At 61.9% G+C, this 19,231-nt stretch carries 16 protein-coding genes; 14 read left to right on the top strand and 2 right to left on the bottom strand.

Annotated elements, in window-relative coordinates; genetic code table 11:
• Positions 1–278 precede the first annotated feature (278 nt).
• Both K2M58_RS08095 and K2M58_RS08090 read right to left on the bottom strand, forming a co-directional pair.
• The gene (locus tag K2M58_RS08095; protein ID WP_220677148.1) at positions 279–956 is read right to left on the bottom strand and encodes a GNAT family N-acetyltransferase; all 678 of its coding nucleotides are present in this window, start codon (positions 954–956) and stop codon (positions 279–281) included.
• Between the two features lie 34 nt (positions 957–990).
• The gene (locus K2M58_RS08090; RefSeq protein ID WP_066197588.1) at positions 991–1,848 is read right to left on the bottom strand and encodes a carbon-nitrogen hydrolase family protein; all 858 of its coding nucleotides are present in this window, start codon (positions 1,846–1,848) and stop codon (positions 991–993) included.
• Positions 1,849–2,875: 1,027 nt separating this feature from the next.
• Here K2M58_RS08090 and alaS point away from each other — a divergent pair.
• The 14 genes from alaS to K2M58_RS08020 all read left to right on the top strand — a co-directional run bounded on the left by alaS (position 2,876) and on the right by K2M58_RS08020 (position 18,990).
• Positions 2,876–5,506: an alanine--tRNA ligase gene (gene alaS / locus K2M58_RS08085; protein ID WP_220677147.1), complete on the top strand. Its 2,631-nt coding sequence runs from the start codon at positions 2,876–2,878 to the stop codon at positions 5,504–5,506.
• A gap of 48 nt (positions 5,507–5,554) precedes the next feature.
• Entirely contained in the window at positions 5,555–5,827 is a 273-nt protein-coding gene (locus tag K2M58_RS08080) for an IreB family regulatory phosphoprotein (RefSeq protein ID WP_220677146.1), read from the top strand.
• A 44-nt stretch (positions 5,828–5,871) separates the two neighbouring features.
• Positions 5,872–6,300, top strand: a complete 429-nt coding sequence (gene ruvX, locus K2M58_RS08075; protein WP_220677145.1) for a Holliday junction resolvase RuvX — start codon at positions 5,872–5,874, stop codon at positions 6,298–6,300.
• Positions 6,297–6,722, top strand: coding sequence for a DUF1292 domain-containing protein (locus K2M58_RS08070; protein ID WP_220677144.1), 426 nt, complete (start codon positions 6,297–6,299; stop codon positions 6,720–6,722). The genes ruvX and K2M58_RS08070 overlap by 4 nt, the downstream gene beginning before the upstream one ends.
• A 169-nt stretch (positions 6,723–6,891) precedes the next feature.
• Entirely contained in the window at positions 6,892–7,935 is a 1,044-nt protein-coding gene (gene mltG, locus K2M58_RS08065; protein ID WP_220677143.1) for an endolytic transglycosylase MltG, read from the top strand.
• A 149-nt stretch (positions 7,936–8,084) separates the two neighbouring features.
• On the top strand, positions 8,085–8,900 hold the full coding sequence (locus K2M58_RS08060; protein ID WP_066197574.1) for a metal ABC transporter ATP-binding protein: 816 nt from the start codon (positions 8,085–8,087) through the stop codon (positions 8,898–8,900).
• Entirely contained in the window at positions 8,900–9,910 is a 1,011-nt protein-coding gene (locus K2M58_RS08055) for a metal ABC transporter permease (RefSeq protein WP_354667510.1), read from the top strand. The genes K2M58_RS08060 and K2M58_RS08055 overlap by 1 nt, the downstream gene beginning before the upstream one ends.
• 36 nt (positions 9,911–9,946) lie before the next feature.
• Complete coding sequence (locus tag K2M58_RS08050; RefSeq protein WP_066197570.1) at positions 9,947–10,372, top strand: Fur family transcriptional regulator; 426 nt, start codon at positions 9,947–9,949, stop codon at positions 10,370–10,372.
• Positions 10,373–10,501: 129 nt separating this feature from the next.
• Complete coding sequence (locus K2M58_RS08045) at positions 10,502–11,662, top strand: metal ABC transporter solute-binding protein, Zn/Mn family (RefSeq protein WP_220677142.1); 1,161 nt, start codon at positions 10,502–10,504, stop codon at positions 11,660–11,662.
• 260 nt (positions 11,663–11,922) lie between these two features.
• Positions 11,923–12,954 carry a c-type cytochrome gene (locus K2M58_RS08040; RefSeq protein ID WP_220677141.1) on the top strand — a complete coding sequence of 344 codons (1,032 nt, stop codon included), beginning with the start codon at positions 11,923–11,925 and terminating at the stop codon, positions 12,952–12,954.
• 302 nt (positions 12,955–13,256) lie between these two features.
• Positions 13,257–14,660 (top strand): c-type cytochrome, encoded by a 1,404-nt coding sequence (locus K2M58_RS08035; RefSeq protein WP_220677140.1) that lies wholly within the window; start codon positions 13,257–13,259, stop codon positions 14,658–14,660.
• 78 nt (positions 14,661–14,738) lie between these two features.
• Positions 14,739–15,962 carry a hypothetical protein gene (locus K2M58_RS08030; protein WP_220677139.1) on the top strand — a complete coding sequence of 408 codons (1,224 nt, stop codon included), beginning with the start codon at positions 14,739–14,741 and terminating at the stop codon, positions 15,960–15,962.
• A 545-nt stretch (positions 15,963–16,507) separates the two neighbouring features.
• Positions 16,508–17,731 carry an IS256 family transposase gene (locus tag K2M58_RS08025; RefSeq protein WP_220676936.1) on the top strand — a complete coding sequence of 408 codons (1,224 nt, stop codon included), beginning with the start codon at positions 16,508–16,510 and terminating at the stop codon, positions 17,729–17,731.
• Between the two features lie 77 nt (positions 17,732–17,808).
• Entirely contained in the window at positions 17,809–18,990 is a 1,182-nt protein-coding gene (locus tag K2M58_RS08020; protein ID WP_220677138.1) for a transposase, read from the top strand.
• Positions 18,991–19,231: the final 241 nt, after the last annotated feature.

The following is a 19,231-nucleotide window of genomic DNA, read 5'->3' as shown; positions in this document are numbered from 1 at the left end:
GTGCGAAAACCGAGGACGGAAGAAGCGTGGTGGGGGCATCTTTAGCGCTGCGGGCGCATCTACTGGAGCGGGTCGAAGCCGAACAGCGGCAGATCGCCGCCCTCCTTCGATGTTCGTCCAAGAGACGATCGGTCGCCGTTCGGCTTGCTCGATGGGGCGGAATAATAACGCATCCATATTTCCTTCGTGAACAATGCTCGGATCTTCTTCAGGAGAGAATACGTATGGCATCAACGGGTGCATTTGTTTAAGCAAGGGATCCTGAATACTCGTACTCCTTATAAAGAATCGGCGGCGAAAAAGGGATTTTTCCATTCCATAAGCACTGCATAATTGCATGATTCTTCATCTTCAAGATAGTTCGCGATCACTTTTACGGGCGTTCGGCCACAGCGAAGCAGGAAGGTGATCACCGGGTCCTTCAATTCCCCTTTGACGACCGCTTCGAGGTATTGTTCCGCGGTCATCTCCGCCGCTTTTTTATGATAGCCGGGCATTCTGCCTCCGCCCAGCAGCCGTTTAAGCCCTTTGTGAATCACGACGTCATACATGGAAAACATCAACCATTTTCCCAATCCTAATTTGCGATAGGCGGGGCGCACGGAAATGTCGACGACGTAAAGGGTATCCCCGTTGGGCCGATGGTTGCGAATATATCCGTTATCGGTGATCTCTTCCCATGTATGATCCGGATGATCGGGATCAAAGTCCACGATCATCCCCGTCATCGATCCCGCGATTTCACCGTTCACCTCCACGCACAAGGCGCCCTCCGGAAACAGCGTCACATGGTTTTTGAGCTGTTCCGTGTTCCACCGTAACTCGGACGGGAACGGCGGAGGAAAGCTTTCCTGTTGAATGCGGATTAAATCCGGGAAGTCCCGTTCCGTATAATTTCGGATGACCGCCGGGACAGGCCGGTCCCGGTCAAAAACGTAAAATGTTTTCCGGTACAATTTTCTCTCTCCTTCAAACCGCGGGGTTTTTCACTTATGCCCAGTCCGGGTAGAGATCCGTCCGCCGGTCGCGCCATGTGGTGACGGACCCGCTTTGGCGAACCCGGTCTAACAGTTCCAAATCGAGGTCCGCGGTCACCACCATATCCTCATTGATTTCCCCCTCCGCCAGGATACCCCGGGGCGGAAACGGAATATCGTTGGGCGTGATCACCGCCGCTTGCCCAAAATTAGCCCGCATAAAGTCGACCGTGGGAAGGGAACCGACGGTCCCCGTCGTCACGACATAGACCTGGTTTTCAATCGTTCTCGCATGGCAGCTGTAACGGACCCGGTGGAATCCGTGCCGATCATCGGTACAGGACGGGCAGAAAATCACATCCGCGCCTTTGGCTCTGGCCATGCGAGCGATCTCGGGAAATTCGATGTCATAGCAGATTAAAATGGCGACCTTTCCTTTGTCGGTTTCAAACACTTGCAGGCTGTCGCCGGGCGTGATCGTCCATTCTTTCACTTCCGTCGGCGTGAGATGAAGCTTCGGTTGTTCCGCGATCCTTCCGTCCGGATAGAACAGATGAGCGACGTTGTATAACCGGCCCCCTTTACGAACGACGTGGGTTCCTGCGATAATGTGCATCTTCGTCTCAATTGCCAAGGATGAAAACAAATCCCGATACTGCTCCGTGAAATCGGGCAAATCGTGGATGGTTAAGGCGTTCCCGCGTTCGTCACCGATGGACAGGAGTTGGGTTGTAAAAAATTCGGGGAACAAGACAAACTCGGCGCCGAATTCTGCGGCCGTTTTAATGTAATGCTCCACCTGTCTGGCGAAATCTTCAAATGACCGGATCGTATGCAGGTGATATTGGACCGCCGATACTCTCATTTTCATCCTTAAGATCCTCCACGTGAGCGCATGCCGGTCGCCGGGACGGAAAAAACGCTTCATGATGCGCTTCTTTATTGGCGGGGAAACAAGTTATAATGGGCGACACGGTCATTATGAGGGATATGATCGGCATGCGCAAGGGGGTGCTTTTTTGTAACTGAGGATGCACACATATACGAAGGTCAAACAGATCCGTGGAGGCGTTCAAGATCCCATGGGCGATCTGGAATTCAAAGCGGATCAATGCGGTCAATGATCCGGCTTAGCTTAGAGCCCGGCCGACTTGCACCGCCGCCGCCCGCACGGTATACTACGCTTAAGCGCCGGGTGAGCGGCGACGGCGGTTGTTGTGCCGGATCGGATCCCTGGCGCGGGAATTCGATAAGGGAAAACGAAAAGAAACGAAAAGGCAAAAACGAACGCAATGACGGACCGAAGCGCGGCGCTCCGCCGCCCAGAGAGGGCCCTCCCGGCATCGCCGGTGGCTGCAAGGGGCCCCGGCGGGACCGCGCAGGCCAGTCCGGAGCGCAGGCGAAGTCCGGTTCGCCGTTGCGGCGGAAGCCGGGGCGTCGATCGGACGCCGGTGGACCCTGTTTGGACCGGACGCCGGCGGGCCCCGGTTTCGGCGGAGATCGATGCCGGTAAAGCCGGCGTCGGCCGGGTGTCGGCTCGGCGACGATCGCCGGTTTTCGTCCGGCGGGATCCATCGGTCCAGAGCCCCCGCTCGCCCGAGGACCGGAGGGAAGCCTGACGGCGGCGGCCGTTATTCGCCGAGAGCGGTTCGGAAGGCGAAGGGCGCGGCACACGGAGAAGGCGAAGCGCGCCGAAGGTCGGCGTGGCGGTGTCGGCCCGGCCGTGCGGCGGAGACCCGTCTCGCCCATTCCGGACAAGCAGGGTGGTACCGCGAGCGAGCGCTCGTCCCTGAGGGACGGGCGCTTTTATGGTGATAAAGATGAATTGGGGATAAAGAATTTGACAAAGAAAGGAGGAGCGGCCCGGCCGGCGACTCCGGCGCGCCGGGCCCGATCGAATGAAAGGTCAGGAGATCCGCGAAAAGTTCCTCTCGTTCTTCGAGGCCAAAGGCCATCTCGTCGTCCCGCCGGCTTCCCTGATCCCGGTCGACGACCCGAGCCTTCTTTTTATCAACTCCGGCGTGGCGACGCTCAAAAAGTACTTCGACGGCCGGGAGGCGCCGCCGAATCCACGGCTCGCGAACGTCCAGAAATCGATCCGGACGAACGACATCGAAAACGTCGGCAAGACCGCCCGGCACCACACCTTCTTCGAGATGTTGGGGAATTTTTCGATCGGCGACTACTTCAAGCGAGAGGCGATCCACTGGGCGTGGGAATTCCTCACCGACCGCCGGTGGATCGGCTTTGACCCGGACCGCCTGAGCGTGACGATCCACCCGGAAGACGACGAGGCGTATGCGATCTGGCGGTATGAGATCGGCCTTCCGGAGGAGCGGATCGTCCGTCTGGAGGGGAATTTCTGGGACATCGGGGAAGGGCCGTCGGGACCGAACAGCGAGATTTTCTACGATCGGGGGCCGGCGTTCGGCGACGATCCGAACGATCCGGAGCTTTACCCCGGCGGGGAAAACGAGCGTTACCTCGAGATCTGGAACCTCGTCTTCTCCCAGTTCAACCACAATCCCGACGGGACGTACACGCCCCTTCCGAGCAAAAACATCGACACCGGCATGGGCCTCGAGCGGATGGCGTCGATCCTCCAGGACGGCGAGACGAACTTCGACACCGACCTCTTCCTCCCGATCATCCGCCGGACGGAAGCCCTCTCCGGCGTCCGGTACCGCTCGAGCCGGGAGGCGGACGTCGCCTTTCGCGTCATCGCCGACCACATCCGGGCCCTCACCTTCGCCATCGCCGACGGGGCGCTGCCGTCCAACGAAGGTCGGGGTTACGTCCTCCGGCGACTCCTCCGGCGGGCGGTCCGCTACGGCCGGAAGCTCGGGTTCGACGCGCCGTTTTTGCACCGGCTGGTCGGCGCCGTCGAGGAGATCATGGGGGCGTTCTACCCCGAAATTCCGGTGCGGAAAAGTCACGTCGAAGACGTCATCCGGCGGGAAGAAGAGCGGTTTTACGAGCGGCTCGACGAGGGGATGCGCCTCATCGAGGAGACGATCGCCCGGGCGAAGCGGGAAGGTCGGTCGGCGCTGAGCGGCGAGGAGGCGTTCGTCCTCTACGACACGTACGGCTTTCCGCTCGACCTCACCGTCGACGTCGCCGCCGAACATGGCCTCGCCGTCGATCGGGAAGGCTTCGAACGGGAGATGGAGGTGCAGCGGGAGCGGGCCCGCCGCGCCCGGGCGGCGGTCGACTCGATGCAGGTGCAGGGCGGCGAGCTCCGGACGTTCGGCGCCGAAAGCCGCTTCGTCGGCTACGACGTCCTCGACGTGCCGGCGGCGCGGGTGATCGGCCTCTTCCGGAACGACCGGCGGGTGCCGGCGCTCGAAGCCGGAGATGAAGGCCTCGTCTTCCTCGACGAGACGCCCTTTTACGCCGAAAGCGGCGGCCAGGTGGCCGACCGGGGGACGATCGAAGGCGACGGCGTCGTCCTCGACGTCCTCGACGTGACGAAGGCGCCCCACGGCCAGCACGCCCACCGGGTGCGGGTCCGAAGCGGCGCCGTCCGGGAAGGGGACGTCGTCCGGGCGGCCGTCGATCCGGAGGCGCGGGCGGACGTGATCAAAAACCACACCGCGACCCACCTCCTCCATCAGGCGCTCCGGGACGTCCTCGGCCCCCACGTCGCCCAGGCCGGCTCCCTCGTCGCGCCGGACCGGCTCCGGTTCGACTTCTCCCATTACGGCCCGCTTACGCCGGAGGAGCTCCGGGCGATCGAGGCGAAGGTGAACGAACAGATCTGGGCGGCGCTTCCGGTCGACTGGTTCCTGAAGCCCCTCGACGAGGCGAAAAAGATGGGCGCGATGGCGCTCTTCGGCGAGAAATACGGCGCGATCGTCCGCGTGGTGAAGGTCGGCGATTACAGCCTGGAACTCTGCGGGGGCTGCCACGTCCGGAACACGCAGGAGATCGGCCTCTTCGTTATCACCTTTGAAGGCGGGATCGGCGCCGGCGTCCGGCGGATCGAGGCGGTGACCGGCCGGCACGCCTATCGCTACGTCCGGGAGCGGCTTGATCTCCTCGCCCGGGCCGCCGAGGCGCTCCGGGCGGAGCCGGCGGACGTGCCGGCGAAGATCGACGCCCTCTGGCAGGAGCTCAAAGCCGCCCTGCGGGAGAACGACCGGCTCAAAGACAAGCTCGCCACCCACGAAGCCCTCGCCCTCTGGGACCGGGCCCGGACGGTCGCCGGCATGACGGTGCTTGCGGCCAAAGTTGACGCTCCGGACATGGACGCCCTCCGAAAGACGATCGACGCCCTTCGGTCGAGCCCGAAAGGCCAGGCGGGGGTGGTCATCGTGCTCGGCGCGGCGGCGGAGGACAAGGCGCTTTTTGCCGCCGCCGTCTCGCCGGACCTTGTGCAAAAAGGCGTGCATGCCGGGGAGATCGTCAAGCGCATCGCGGCGATCGCCGGCGGCGGCGGCGGCGGCCGACCGGAGATGGCCCAGGCCGGCGGAAAGCGGCCGGAAAAGGTCGATGAGGCCCTTCAGGCCGTCTTTACAATCCTTGGCTGAAGCGGTATGATACGGTTGAAGCGGTCAGGGGAGCGGGGAGGGACGGCCATGAACGACGAGACGCGGAAGTTCGACGCCGCGCCCGGCGGCGACCCCCAGTCGCCGCACGAAGTTCTCGTGGCCGTCTACCGGGCCTTGGAAGAAAAAGGCTATGACCCGATCCGCCAGCTCGTCGGTTATCTCATCTCCGGTGAACCGGCGTACATCCCGCGCCACAACAATGCCCGGACGATCATCCGGAAAGTGCCGCGGGATGACTTGATCGAACATCTGCTCACGTATTACCTCGAGCGGGAAGTGTTGGGCGAGGCGCGTCGCTAGACGCCCGCCCTACATATTTTTTGCGCGGGGGAACACGTTAAAAGATGAGGATCATGGCCCTCGACGTCGGGACGAAGACGATCGGCGTGGCGCTGTCGGATCCGCTCGGAATCACCGCCCAGGCCCTCGAGACCGTCCGCCGGAGAGGCGGCGGCGAGTTCGACCGCTTGGGAGAGCTCATCGCGCGCCACGGCGTCGAAGCCGTCGTCGTCGGCCTGCCGAAAAACCTCGACAACACCCCGGGGAAAATGGCTGAGCAGGCCCGGGCGGTCGGGCGGCACATCGCCCGTCGGTTCGGCCTCCCGGTGATCTACTGGGATGAACGGCTCACGACGGTCGCCGCCGAGCGGGTGCTCCTCGAGGCGGATTTGAGCCGGAGGCGGCGGAAAGACGTCATCGACGCCCTGGCCGCTCAGTTCATTTTGCAACATTATCTCGATGCCCGCCGGGCACAAGGAGGTCCGCCGCAATGACCGATCACCGGGATGAACACGAGCACGCCCACGCGCACGGCCGCGATCACGCTCATGACCATGGTCACGACCACGCCCATGACCATCCCCACGACCATGACCACGATCACGACCCCGAATTCGACCTCGACTTCGACGACATCGAAGAGAACATCATTTACATTGCCGACGAAGACGGCAACGAGCAGGCGTACGAGATCCTGACGGAGATCGACGACGAAGATTCCGGGAAGCGCTATATCCTCGTCTCGGCCCTCGACGACGGAGAAGACGACGGGGACGAGGAAGCGGACGAGGTGCTCGCTTTCCGCTACGAAGAAGACGAAGAGGGCGGCATGACCCTTTACCCGATCGAGACGGATGAAGAGTGGGCCCTCGTCGAGGAGGCCTTCCAGACGCTTGTCGACGAAGGCCAAGTGTGACCCGGCGAAGCGCCGGTAGAAATCGAGCCGCCGGTGCCACGGCCGGATCGGCCGCCGGGCGGTCCGCGAGCAAGCGACAGAGGGCCGCCGGGAAGGGCTGCCGGTCGGAAGGCGTCGGATGAAGGGGGCGGGGAGACCGCCCTTTTTTTCGTGGGGGAGGAGAGGCAGGATGAAGCGGCGCCGGGTGCTCTGGGGAGGGCTGGGCCTGATCGCCATCGTCGCGGCCGGGTTGGTCGCCGCTTTCGGGTGGATGCGGGCGGAGCTGCGCCCGCTTCCGCCGGGGCCGGAGGTCGAGGTGACGGTGCCGGCGGGGGCGGACGTCCGTGCCATCGGCCGGGCGCTTCAGAAGGCCGGCCTCATCCGGAACGACGTCGTCTTCTGGGCCTACGTCCGCCTGATGCGACCCGACGCGGCCGGTCGCCTTCAGGCGGGGGTGTACCGCTTCCGGCCGGGGATGACGCTCGAGGCGATCGTCGACGCCCTCGCCCGGGGGGACGTCTACCGGGAGACGGTGACGTTTACGATTCCGGAAGGGTTTACGGTGGATGAGATCGCCGATCGGCTTCAGTCGCTCGGCCTCGTCGATCGGGAAGTCTTTTTAAGGGAAGTGAACGAAGGCGACTTCGCGTTTCGCTATCTGGACCGAATTCCTACCTCTCCGGAGCGCAAGTACCGCCTGGAGGGCTATCTCTTTCCCGACACGTACACGGTGGACAAAAACGCTTCGGCCCATGCCATCATCGAACGGATGCTTCGGCGTTTTGAGGAGATGTTTCCCGAAGCATGGGCGGAACGGGCGGCGGTGCTCGGCCTTTCGGTCGATCAGGCGGTGACGCTCGCGTCGATCGTCGAACGGGAGGCGATGCGGGACGATGAACGGGCCCGGATCGCCGGCGTCTTTTATAACCGCATCAAGGCCCGCTGGCGGCTCGAGTCGTGCGCCACGGTCGAATACGTCCTCGACGTGCATAAGGAGCGGCTTACGCTCGAAGACTTGAAGGTGAACGATCCGTACAACACCTACCTTCACGACGGCCTCCCGCCCGGGCCGATCGCCAACCCCGGGAAAAAGTCGCTCGAGGCGGTGCTCTGGCCGGAAGAACACGACTACTTTTTCTTCGTCGCCAAAAACGACGGGAGCGGCGGGCATTATTTCAGCAAAACGTACGAGGAACACCTGAGGCATAACGCCAAAAGCAGCGGAAATTTTTAATCCACTTGGGAGGTTTTAAGCCGCTTGACAGAAGGGGCGGGCAGATCTACAATAAAACGGAATCATTCCGATTCTGAGTGAAGCCGCCAAAAAGAGGGGGACGCATCCCGGCGCGAAGCCCGACGTCCTGACGGAAAGGAGGGTGGGCGATGGGCGCCTTGTTCGAAAAGGAACGCGTTCTGGAGGCGGAGAACATCACCTTTCGGTATGAGGCGGAACCGGTGCTGAACCATGTCTCACTCACCCTGCACCGGGGAGAGCTTCTCGGCCTCGTCGGTCCGAACGGTTCCGGAAAGTCGACGCTGCTTAAGATCATCCTCGGGCTTTTGCCGCTTCAGGAAGGATCGGTTCGCTGGTTTGGAACGCCCATCGAGCGCTTCCGCGACTGGGGGCGGATCGGCTACGTCTCGCAAAAGGCGGCGAGCTTCAACACCGGCTTTCCGGCGACGGTGGAAGAAGTTGTCCGAATGGGGCTTACGGCGCGCCTCGGACTCTTTCGCCGGCCGGGACGGCGGGAGGCGGAGAAAGTGCTCGAAGCGCTCGATTTTGTCGGCATGGCGGATGTTCGTCACCGGCACATCGGCGCCCTCTCCGGCGGCCAGCAGCAGCGGGTGTTCATCGCCCGGGCGCTCGTCGGCGATCCGGACGTGCTCATCCTCGACGAACCGACGGTCGGCGTCGACGCCCGGTCGGAGGAGCGGTTCTACGCCCTTCTGGAAAAGCTCCACCGGGAGCGGGACCTGTCGATCATCCTCGTCTCTCACGACCTCGGCGTCGTCTCGGAGAAGATGGACACCATCGCCTGCCTCAACCACGAGCTCTTCTACCACGGGAGTGCCGCCGGCTTTCGCGCCGAGCGGGAGGCGATCGTCGGCCGGACGTACGGCCACGGGATGGCGATCCTCTCCCACGGCCACGCATCGGAGGCGCTTCGGGCCGGGGCGCGGGAGGAGGGGAGGGCGTGATGGGCGTATTGGGTGAGATGGTGGCGGCGTTCTGGACTTATCCGTTTTTGCGGCATGCGCTCCTGGCCGGTCTGATTGCCGGTTTCGTGGCCCCGCTCATCGGCGCGTTCGTCGTCGTCCGGCGCCTTTCGATCATCGCCGACGCGCTGGCGCACGTCATGCTGGCCGGCGTGGCCCTCGGCTATCTCCTGGGGGCGACGTATCCGGCCTTAAGCCGCTTTCCGGTTGTCGGCTACGGCACCGCCGTCGCCCTCATCGCGGCGCTCCTCATCGAACGGCTGCGGACGACATACCGTTCGTATTCTGAGCTTGCGATCCCGATCATCATGTCGGCGGGGATCGGGCTCAGCATCGTTCTCATCGGCCTCGCCCGGGGAATCAACGTCGACCTCATCGGGCTTCTGTTCGGGAACATCTTGTCGGTCACCGCCGGCGACGTCCTTCGGATCGCCGCCCTCGCGCTCGTCGTCGTCGGGACGGTCGCTCTGTTTTATAAGGAGCTTCTCTTCCTTTCGTTCGACGAGGAGGCGGCCCGCGTCTCCGGCGTGCCGCATCGGGCGCTCAACTTCATCTTCAGCGCTCTCATCGCCCTCGTCATCAGCGTGGCGATGCAGGTGGTCGGGACCCTGCTCATCTCGGCCCTGATCACGCTGCCGGTGGCGGCGGCGCTCCGCCTCGCGAAAAGCTTTCGGGTTCTGATGCTCTTAAGCATCGTCTTCGCCGAGACGAGCGTCCTCGTCGGCTTGACGGCGTCGTACGCCTTTGACCTCGCCACCGGCGGGTCGATCGTCCTCGTCGCCGCCGGAATTCTTCTCGCCGTCCTCGCCGCCGAACGCCTGAGACTCGGTCATCGGCGGAGGGCCGGCGCCCTTCGCCGCCGACCGATCGGCGTGGAGCGCGGTTCGACGTCCGCCCGGCCGGATGAGGCCGGTCGGTCCGAGGAGTGCGGGCGCTCGGCGTCGCCCTCGCCGGCGCCGGCGAAGCGGATTTCCGCGCAACGTCTTCGCTGATGCCGTTGGGGGCCACCCAAGAAAGGGGGGAGAGTCGTGACGGTCGAAGAGGCGCTCCGCATCCTGGGAGAGAAGGGCTACAAGTCGACCGGCAAGCGGGAGGCGCTCCTTCGCCTCCTGGCCCGGGAAGATCGGTACCTCACCGCCAAAGAAGCCCTTCGCCTGATGCACCGGGACTATCCGGATTTAAGCTTTGATACGATCTACCGCAACCTTGCGCTCTTTCACGAGCTCGGCATCGTCCACATGACGGAGTTCGACGGCGAACGGCGCTACCGCCTCCGTTGTCCGATCGAGGGCCATCACCATCACCTGATCTGCCTTTCCTGCGGGACGACGCAGGAAATCCTGGCCTGTCCGCTCGACGCGATGTGGAGTCAGCCGGACGGCTTCATCATCGCCGGGCATAAATTTGAAGTCTACGGCTACTGCCGGTCGTGCGCCGAGGCGACGGCCCACTAGGCCGGTCGCCGGCCGACCCCCGCCCGGCAGAATCGGAAGGAAGTCCATCCCGGCCGTCCGGTCGGTCCGGTCTTTGAACGGAGGCCGTTGGGGGTGCTTTCAAAAACCGGAGGGGAGGGATCGCCGCACATGCGTTCGCCCAAAAGCACGCATGCCGTCTTATTCCGCTTGTCCCGGCTGCTGGTGCTTGTTGCGCTGGTGGCGTTCGTCGCCGCCGGATGCGGCACCGGCGCCCGGACGCCGAAAGAGGGCGCCGGAGAAGGAAAAACGAACGCGGCGGATGCGACGCCGAAGGCCGCGGCAGAGCCGATTCGCGCCGTGGCGACGATTTATCCCCTCTATGACCTCGTCAAGCAGATCGGCGGCGACGGCGTTCTGGTGGAGCAGCTCGTGCCGCCGGGGGCCGCGCCCCACGACTTTGAGCCGACGCCGGGAGACATTCGGAAGATCGCCGATGCGGACGTCTATTTTTACGTCGGGGCCGGTTTTGAACGCTGGCTCGATAAAGTGCGGGCCAACGTCGATCCCGCCAAGACGAAGCTCGTCGACGTGAGCGTCGGTCTGGATCTTTTGCCCGGCCATGCCCATGAGGACGGCGGCGAGCTCGATCATGGGCACGGCGACGAAGCCGATGCCGCTCAAGGTTCCGGGCCCGCGCCCGGCGACGCCCACGGAATGGCTGCACCGGGCCAGGCGAGCGAGACGACCCAAGAGGCCGGCCATGATCAAAGCGACGAGACGCCGGCCGCAGCTCCGTCGTACGATCCGCACATCTGGCTCAGCATCGCCAACCTCAAGCAGATCGGCCGGACGATGGCCGCGGCGTTGGCGGACCTCCGGCCGGAGGACAAAGCGACGTTTGAGGCGAATTACGACGCCCTCGCCCGGACGCTCGACCGGATCGATCAGGCGTTTCGCGACGGGCTCAAAGCGGCGAAGACGCGGCAGTTCGTCGTCTCTCATCAGGCGTTCGGTTACCTCGCCCGAGATTACGGTCTGGAACAAATTTCCATCAGCGGGCTGATGAACGAAGATCCGACGCCGAAAGAGCTGCAGGCGATCATCGACGAGATCAAGGCCAAGGACATCCGCTACATCGGGTTTGAGTCGCTTACGGAAAACAAAATCGCCCGGCAGGTGCAAAAGGAAACACAGGCCAGGGCGGTCGAGCTCTCCACGCTGGAGAACGTCACGAAGGAACAGCTGGCCCGGGGCGTCCACCTTCAGGACCTCATCGAGCAGAATTTCGACACGCTCCTCGTCATGCTGGGCGCCCGAGAAGGCCGGTGAGCGCCGCGCCATTCGACTTGTATCGCGCCGATGTTTTCAACCCCGAGCGATTGAGCGGCATCGCTCGGTTTTTTTATGCTCGGTTTTTCATCGTTGAGCTTATCGAATCAGAGTTTCCCCCTAAGACAAAAAGCGGTCAAAATCGTTACCTGGTGTCTTGAATTAACAACGCTTTCACAGTATAATGGGGGCGACCGGTCATGGGGGTACCGGTACTTCCGGAGGGGGTATAGAGAAAAACGGAACGAGGAGGGGAACCCATGGGCAAGTGGGGCAAGGTGGCCCTTTCCCTCGCCATCGCCGGCCTGATCGTCGTCGGCTATGTCGGTTGGAAAGCGGTGGCCAGCTACCCGACGTCCAACGTGATGGCCCAGCTGGCGTCGATGCCCCCCGTGCCGAGCCTGGACGAAGTCCCGTCGGGCCCGGAAGGGGAGTCGATCAAGCGGGGCCATGAGTACTTTGTCAACACCGCCGCGGCGCTCCCGGAGTATGTCGGGAACAAGCTCTCCTGTGCGAGCTGCCACGCCGACGGCGGCGCGGGCCCGAGCCTCAATCTCGTCGGGATCCAGAACGTCTTCCCGCAGTACAACAGCCGTTCGGGTACGGACATCGTCCTCGAAGACCGCATTCAGCAGTGCTTCGAGCGGAGCATGAACGGCATCGCGCCGGATAAGGACAGCCAGGTCATGAAGGACATGGTCGCTTATCTGGAATTTATTTCTAAGAACGTTCCCAAGGATATGAAAAAGCGGCCTTGGGTCCCGAAGCTGGCGCTGTCCGGTCCGCTCCCGACGCCGAACCTCGCCAACGGCGAGAAGCTCTACCAGCAGGCCTGCGCCGCGTGCCACGGCGTAAACGGCGAAGGGAGCGGCTTCGGTCCGACCCAGGGGCCGGCGCTCTGGGGCGACGATTCGTTTAACGTGGGCGCCGGGATGGCCCGCATCCGAACCGCGGCCGGCTTCATCCAGAAGTACATGCCGAAGATCGCCATGGGCACGAAGGCGCCGGGGACGCTCACGACCCAGGAGGCTGTCGACCTGGCGGCGTACATCCTGTCGCATCCGCGGCCGGACAAACCGCAGCCGGGCGCGAAGACGGTCAACGGCGCGCCGACGTGGGAGGTCGACTGGCCGAAGGCGGAGCAGCCGGACGACGTCGCCTACATCACTCAGGCGATGCGGGAAAAAGGCCTCGACAAAGGACCGCTTCCGTGGTACACCGCCTACGCCGAGCGGATGATCCAGGCGGCGAAGGCCAAGGAAGCCGAGCAGAAGGCCGCCGAAACGCGGTGAGGCGCTTGCGGGAGGAGCCTCCGTCCGCCCGGGGAAGCGGCCCGGGCGGACGGGGTTTCCAACAGCTGCGAACGAAGAACGTGCTGAAAACCAAGGCCGCCCTCTTTACCCTGGCAGTGGGCGTATAAACTGCCCTACCGCGAGTTCCGCGGGAAGTTAAGCCTGTGGAGATGGGCTCTGCGGCGGAACGGGGAGACCCGGTCTACGAGCACCCCGTCGAGGAAGCAGGAAGCAACCGGACGGTATCCCGTAGCTGGGATATTCGTCCATGAGTTGCGGAACGGACTGAAGGAGGGACGCGCATGTGGCAGGATCTGCTGGGCTTTTACCCGCAGTGGTACGTGCCGAACTTCGGCAGCGGCTACGTCGTCGCGGCCATCGCTTCGACGCACGTTCTTTTCTCGCACATCTCCGTCGGGGCGTCGTTTTTGCTCGCGTACTTGCTCTATAAGGCGTATAAGGGGAATCACGAGGAGATCTATACGTATGTCAAGCGGTACTTCCTCGTCCTCCTTCTGACGTCGTATATCGTCGGATCGCTCACGGGGCCAGGGATCTGGTTCTCGACGACCGTCTCGAACCCCCGGGGGATCTCCGCCCTCATCCACAACTTCGTCTGGGCGTGGGCGGCGGAGTGGGTCTGGTTCGTCACGGAAGTGGCGCTCGTCTATATCATCTACTACATTTTTGATAAGGTCGACCGTCGGACGCTCATGCACATCTCCTGGGTGTTCGCCATCGTCTCCTGGGGGACGCTGCTTCTGATCGTCGGCATCCTTTCTTTCATGATGTCGCCGGGAAGCGAAAAGTGGTTCCACACCGGGAACATCATGGACTCGTTCTATAACCCGAACTACTTCCCGCAGGTGGCGGTCCGGACGTCCTTTACCGTGGCGCTAGCGGCCCTCATGGGGCTCGCGATCGCCACCCGCATGCGGGAGTCGAAGCTCCGCCAGGAGCTCGTCCGGGAGGTCTCCCTCATCGGCATCGGCGGCCTCCTGCTGGCCGGCATGTCGATGATCTGGTATCTCGACACGCTGCCGGATCGGGCGAAGGTCACGCTCGACTTTGCCATTCCGGAGGCATTTAAGAACACGATTTTCATCTCGATCATTCTCATCGCCCTCGTCTTCGCCTTCTTCTATGCGCTGCCGAAGGCAAACCGGTCGCTCGCTTTCCTTGCCCTTCTGATGGTCGTCGTCCTGGGACTGACGATTTTCCCGCAGGAGCGGATCCGGGAGTGGCTCCGGAAGCCGTATATCGCCGGCGATTATCTGTACGTCAACCAGATTGTCGCCCGGGATGTTCCGGCCAAGGGCGTAAAAAGCGAGATTCCGTTCATCGACGAGCACGGCTTTTTGAAGGTCCATCCGTTCGTCCCGGCGAGCGTGAAGACGGTCACGCCGGAGAACATGCTCGAGGCCGGTCGGGCGATGGCGATGATCAGCTGCGCTCACTGTCACAGCCTTGATCCGGCGGGGCCGCGGCCGCTCGTGCAGAAGCTGGAGCAGGTGTCGACGCGGCCGGACGTGATCTATCAGTTCATCGAGCGGCGGCTTTCCGGCGATCCGCATCAAGGGGCGGCCCCGTACATGCCGCAAATTGCCGGAACGGATGAGGAGATTCGGGCGCTCGCGGCGTACCTCGCGGACATCACGAAGCAGTACGTCGAATCGAAGCGGGCGACGGAGCAGGCGGCCCGCTGAGGCGCCTGCTCCGGGGTCGCCCGGTGAGCGGATCGTCCGTTGCGCGGGTGGGATTTTGGCAAAAAGGAGGGCGTTGCGATGCCCGTCGATACGACCGAACTTCTGAACGTGCTCCGGTCGCCGAGCGGCATCGACTTTTACCCGGTCGTCATCCAGGTGCTGATGGTCCTCACGTGGGCCATGCACATGTTTTTCATCAACATCACGATCGGAAGCCTGCTGATGACGATTTACGGGTATGTTCAGCGGGATCTGAAATGGCGGAAGCTCAGCCAGAAGACGATCAAGATCGCCATCATCTCCCTTTCACTCGGCATCGTCTTCGGGGTGGCGCCGCTCCTCTTTACCCAGGTCATTTACGACAACCTCTGGTATACGGCGAACAACCTATCGGCCTGGCTGGTCATTCTGTTCGTCCCGATCGTGATCCTCGCCTACTACGCGGCGTACTTCTTCTACTTCCGGAACCAGGACCGGAGCCCGTCGTGGTTGGTCATCTTCCCGCTCCTTTCGTTTGCCGGGATCCTTTACGCCGCGGCGGCGATGCACATCTTCTCGTATCAGGAGCTCTTCCCGGATAAGTGGGTCGACTGGTACACGAACGGCGGCACGACGATGAATACGAGCGGGTGGCACGTCTACGCCTTCAGCGTGCCGCGGTACCTGCTCTTCATCCTGCTTTCGCTGTTCGTCTTCGGGATTTACATGAAGGGGTACGCTTGGTTCTTCTCCAAGCGGGAGGACATGGATCAGAACTTTGTCGCCTGGTTCGGCCAGGTCGGGCAGAAGCTCGCCGCCGTGGCCGGCGCGCTCCTCGTCCTCGACGCGATCCTCTACAATGCGCTGCAGGGGACGCTCGGGCACCCGGTCATCTGGGGAACGATCGGCTTCGTCGCCATCGTCTGGGCGCTTCTTATGGCCTGGAGCCGGTCGTCGGCGGGCTGGGTGGCGCCGACGCTCGTCGGGCTCGCCTTCTTCTCCGACCTCGCCGTCGGCATCATGCGGGAAGCGATCCGCATGATCGAGCTGGCGAAGTTCAACCACACGATCTACAACTACCCGATGCACCTCAATATCTTCGGCCCGATCCTCTTTTTCGGCACCCTCGGGGTCGGCATTGCCGTGTTTGCCTTCGTGCTTTACGTCCTGTACAAGGGCGGCCGTCGGGCCGGCGTGTACGAAGCCAGCAAAGTCGAGACGGCCAACACCCTCTGGCGCTTCGCCTGGTTTACCGTCGTCATGTGGCTCGTCATCTTCTGGGGCACCGGGGTGATCGTGCTGGCGAACTTGAACAATTACTGAGCTTTTCTGTGTGTGGAACGTCCATCATCCCGTTGAAACCTGGACCCCTGTTGGAACCGGCCGAAAGGCCGGTTTCTTTCTTTCTGAGCCTTTTTCGCTGTCCGAATCCCTTGGTATTCGGCTCACTTTCACCTTCACAAAACGGTCAATCCCCCACCGAAAAGGTGGGGGCAAACGCTTTCTGGGTCGTTCAGAGCCATGTCGAAAAAGTTGTCTGACAATACTTACCCCACAAAAGAGGAACCCAAAATTTGAACATAAAAAAGCAGGTTGCCGCTCCTTTTGGTAAACTCAAAAGGAGGAGAACCTGCCCAAAGGAGTAGACCTGTATGGCCATTATACCACAAGGCTCCCTGTTTTCGTGGAACGAAATTGCCGGACTCGGCGATCTCGAACGCCTGAGGCTTGTCCTTGAACATCTCCCGGAGTCGTGTCCGGTATCATGTGTAAAAACGGATGGTCCAGGTAACATAAAATGAGCCATCCGGCCCTCTTTGGTAGAATGTGAGGCGGAGAAGAAACCACTTCACCAGGAGGGATACCGGATGGCTCAGTACCAGATTACCGTGGACGACGAGATTTTGGAAGGCCTCTTTCAGCGGGATGGAGGCGTGGCAAAGCTGGTGGAGAGTGTGGTCAACCAGATCCTCCAAGCGCAAGTGCAGGAGCATCTGAAAGCGGCGCCATACGAGCGCACGAAAGAACGCCAAGGCTATCGCAACGGAACAGTCACCCGCACCCTGACAACCCGTGTGGGGCGGCTGGTGTTGCGGGTTCCGAGGGTCCGGAATGGCCAGTTCTCCACAGAGCTGTTTGCTCGGTACCAGCGCAGCGAACAAGCGTTCATCATCGCCCTGATGGAGATGGTTGTGAACGGCGTGTCCACCCGGGACGTGGCGAAAGTCACCGAGCAGTTGTGCGGCACGACGTTCTCGAAGTCCACGGTCTCCGAGCTGTGCAAGCGCCTTGATCCCATCGTTCAGGGATGGAATAATCGCAGCCTTGCTGAGCATCGTTATCCGTTCCTGCTGGTGGACGCTTTGGTACTCCGGATTCGGGAGGAAGGGCGTGTTCGCTCTCGAGCGGCCATGATCGCTGTTGGCATCAACGAAGAAGGGTACCGTGAGATTCTTGGCTTGATGTTGGGCGACAGCGAATCGGAGGCCAGCTGGCGGGAGTTCTTTGCCTGGCTGAAGAACCGGGGTCTCCGCGGCGTTGACGTTGTGGTGTCTGACAGTCATGGCGGGCTGGTGAAGGCACTGCAGACGGAGTTTCAGGGATGCACCTGGCAACGGTGCCAGACCCACTTCATGCGCAATATCTTGGACGCCACACCCAAGGCGTTGCAGAAGGAGGTCTACAAGCGTGTACGAGCCATTCTTGATGCGCCCGACCTCAAGACGGCCCGACTGCTCATGAATGAATTTGTGGAGGAGTACGCTGAGAAGGCACCCAAGGCCGTCAAGGTGCTAGAGGAGGGCTTTGACGACGTCACGGCCGTGCTGGTCTTGCCGGATCGCTATCGGCGGCGCTTGCGTACCACGAACGGCGTGGAACGACTCAACGAGGAGATTCGCCGCCGTGAAAGAGTCATCCGCATCTTTCCCAACCGGGAATCCGTGATACGGTTGCTTGGAGCGCTACTCATGGAGATAGACGAGACGTGGACCACTGGGCACCGCTACCTGAATATGGATGAGTATTGGCAGTGGAAGAAGGAACAACAGAAATCCACTGAGCCGGCCATGCTGCACGTTGTGAATGCCTGAGTGACCTGTCCTTTCATTCGCCGAAGAGGGCAATTTACACATGATACTGGACTTGATCTCTCCCGGACGAAGCGCTCATGCAAAAACTGGAGAAAGCCCGCGGCAGGGGCCGGGACGATTATCCCGTGCGGGCCATGTGGAATGCGTATATCGCCCTCGTCGTGTTCCAGCACCCGAGCGTCGAATCCCTGCGACGCGAACTGAGCCGAAACGGACAGTTGCGCTGGCTTTTGGGCTTTGGTGACCATGTGCCAAGTGCCGCGGCCTTCAGTCGCTTCTGGAAACGGATTGAAGCCCATGAAGCCGAGCTGGAGTCCCTCTTTGTCGCGCTCCAGCAAGCTGTGGCCGCGTACCTTCCCGACTACGGCAAGCGCCTGGCCCTAGACAGCAAAGCCATCCGGTCGTACGCGCGCTACCGGCCGAAAAACACCGCACCCGACGGGCGGCGAGACAGAGATGCGGATTATGGGTTTAAGACGGTGCACGACCGCGAGGGAAACGCGACAAAGCTCCGGTGGTTTGGATACAAGCTGCATCTCATCGTCGACAGCACTCATGAACTGCCGGTGGTCTACACCGTGACCCCCGCCTCAAAAGCCGATGTCGCCACAGCCCATGCCCTTTTGGACAAGCTGCAAGCAAAACGTCCAGAAGTGCTCACGCGTGCCGAAGTGCTTGTGGCGGACAAAGGCTATGACGACTCAAAACTTATCATGCGCCTGTGGGACGAACACCGCATCCGACCGGTGATCGACATTCGGGCAAGCTGGCGGGACGGTGAGGCAACGCGGCTTTTTGAGGGGCAAACAAACGTGGTGTATGACAACAAAGGCCGCGTGTTCTGCGTGTGTCCGGAAACGGGGACCATGCGGACCATGGCCGAAGGAGGCTTTGAAGAGAAGCGCGGAACGCTGAAAAAGCGGTGTCCGGCCAGGGCCTACGGCCTCTCCTGTGCCGGAGTGGCCCGGTGCCCCGTGGCGAGAGGATGGCGCATTCGGATGGACGTGGATCGGCGTTTGTTTCCGCCGATTGCGCGCGGGAGCGCGAGATGGGTGCGAGAGTACCGCAAACGCACGGCGGTGGAGCGCGTGTTTTCCCGTCTGGATACGATGTACGGCTTTGAGACGCACACCATCCGAGGGCTGAAGAAGATGCGCGTGCGGGTGGGGTTTGCGCTGGTGGTCATGCTGGGGATGGCGCTTGGACGTCTGCGCGAGGGATGGTCGGGGAAATTGAGGAGTTTTGTGCAGGTAGCGTAGTGAAGGAAAAGAAGGATAGATTTGTTTACCTTTTTTCCGTGGATTGGAAAAAGGGAGGTGGAGTATTGTCTTTTTTATTAAAAACACGGGGAATATATGCATGAAAACCAATCTTGTTTAAAGAAAGAATCGTGGAATCCCCCAAAACTGAAGATGGCCTGATGCAGGTCAGACCGAGATACAGGCACAGCGAAAAAAGCTCTTTCTTTTTTTGTCTTGACGGCCGCCGGGAGGCGGTGGT

The sequence above is a fragment of the Hydrogenibacillus sp. N12 genome, from assembly GCF_019645935.1.
Classification (GTDB): Bacteria; Bacillota; Bacilli; order Thermicanales; family DSM-22653; genus Hydrogenibacillus; species Hydrogenibacillus schlegelii.
Note: the sequence above shows the minus strand (reverse complement) of the source record. Positions and strands in the feature narration are given on the sequence as shown.